Origin of the sequence: Rhodococcus sp. CX (genome assembly GCF_015865005.1) — a bacterium.
Lineage (GTDB): Bacteria > Actinomycetota > Actinomycetes > Mycobacteriales > Mycobacteriaceae > Rhodococcus.
This window is the reverse complement of sequence record NZ_JADZGH010000015.1, coordinates 1-1,669: the sequence shown is the minus strand read 5'-3', so window position 1 is coordinate 1,669 and position 1,669 is coordinate 1. Positions and strand designations below refer to the sequence as shown.

Genomic DNA, 1,669 nt, shown 5'->3' with positions numbered 1-1,669 from the left:
GGCGGCCTGCCGTCCGTGTCAGGTCGCCTCGCTATCTCGCGCGAGCCATCGCGAGCACGCAGTTCTGCACCTGAGATCCGTACTCGTCGCCTGCGCTCACGTCCAGAATGCCGCGGCCGAACGGAAGGCTTGACACGTCCCGGGAGTTGCTCGACAGGCCCATCACCCCGAAACCTGGGGTCACCCATACCACGCTCGAGGTGTGCCGCTCGCCGTTCTCGAACACGTCACCGGCCGTGTAGGTGTACTCGATGCCGTCGATCAGCGTGTTGACCGCGGCGACGTGGATCAGCTCCAGCCCCGGGGTCAGAGACGATTCGATTGCCGCCACGATTGCGGGGTCCGGCTCCTCGCAGCCCGCCTCTGTCGCCGAGGATGCGGGCTCGGGCGCTCGCACCGGAGCCAGCGTGGTGGTCGTCGTGGTCGGACGCGCAGTCTCCGAGGGCGCCGCGGCCGCAGGCGTGGTGTGCACGGTGCTCGTGGTGGTCGCCGCCGAGGATGACTCCTCTTTGTCGTCGATCACGTTCCCGATCGCCCCCAGGGCAATCACGCCGGCAGTAACGGCGCCCAGGATGATCGGGGTCCGCTTGCGGCTGCCTGTCGGCACGGTTGCCGACGCCGGGGCGGCAGTTGGCTGGGTCGCCTGCGGGGCCGACCCCGGGTGTGTGGCGGCGGTCCACTGCTGGCCGTCCCACCATCGGAACTGGCCTGTCTGGTGGGGGTCGGGGTACCAGCCGGGAGGGTTCATCGGGGGTGTGGTCACGAATGACCCATCAGAGCAGGCAGGCGCGGTGTTACACACCAAGGGTGTGCGTCAGGCTCATACCCTTTGAGCGTGACTTTCTGCCACTCTCAAGCGGGGTTATCGTGACCTCGATTGAGACGTCCATCGTGAACGCCTCAAGATCCACCGGCCGCAGGTCACCCCCGTGGACCGGATTTGAGAGGTTGCCGAAGAACCTCTCAAACTTCGACGCTGTCAGGTGCCACGCTATGCAGTGGCCGGCTGCTCGACGGTGAAGTGCTTCTCATTTCACTAGCGGTCTGCCGTACATTCGCCGTACATTGGTCAACATCACCTAACGTCACCAATCATCGCCAAACCACACCAAACGAGAAGCCAGAGACGAGTCAGACATGAGCATCAAGACAGACCGCGTCGAAGTGCGCGTCGAAGAAGAAAGGCACGAGCAAATCCGGGCAGCCGCCGAAGCTGTCCACGAGAAGCCCTCAGAATTTATCCGCAATGCAGCCTACGAACGCGCAGACAGGATCCTTGCGTTGGCAAACCACACCCTGATGCCGGCGGAGCAGTTTGACGAGATGATGCGCTCACTCGACATCGCAGACGACGCACCCGCTTTGGCCAAGGCCGCAGCCAAGCCGCGCGCCTTCACCCGCGGGTGACGTGGAAGTCCACCGAGATCACCACCGCCCACGATCTCGGAGTATTCGACTGCGGCAATCGGGACCTGAACCTTTGGCTCAGGAATTCCGCGTTGGAGGCCAACGGCAAGGGGACGAGCCGCACCTACGTGTGGACCGCTGGCGATGATCCGATCGTCCGCGCTTACTACGCGATCGCACCGACCGCAGTGATTTCGGATCGTGACGGTTTGAGCAAGAGTATGTCCACTGGGCTGAGTGCGGTCCCCGGGTTTCTGCTGGC

General features: G+C 64.0%; 2 protein-coding genes and 1 pseudogene. 2 read left to right on the top strand and 1 reads right to left on the bottom strand.

Annotated features, from left to right (window positions below):
* Positions 1–31: 31 nt before the first annotated feature.
* Positions 32–763, bottom strand: a complete 732-nt coding sequence (locus I0Q12_RS01325; protein WP_197250244.1) for a DUF2510 domain-containing protein — start codon at positions 761–763, stop codon at positions 32–34.
* 374 nt (positions 764–1,137) lie between these two features.
* On the opposite strand from I0Q12_RS01325, the gene I0Q12_RS01320 reads away from it, so the two are divergent.
* Together I0Q12_RS01320 and I0Q12_RS31655 are read left to right on the top strand one after the other, a co-directional pair.
* Positions 1,138–1,407: a DUF1778 domain-containing protein gene (locus I0Q12_RS01320; RefSeq protein ID WP_197250243.1), complete on the top strand. Its 270-nt coding sequence runs from the start codon at positions 1,138–1,140 to the stop codon at positions 1,405–1,407.
* Positions 1,404–1,669, top strand: a pseudogene (locus tag I0Q12_RS31655) (N-acetyltransferase); the annotation flags it as partial. The gene I0Q12_RS01320 and the pseudogene I0Q12_RS31655, both read left to right, overlap by 4 nt.

Bases quoted from the DNA above. Each gene is read 5' to 3' on its own strand.
- I0Q12_RS01320 (WP_197250243.1), top strand. From the start codon at position 1,138: ATGAGCATCAAGACAGACCGCGTCGAAGTGCGCGTCGAAGAAGAAAGG.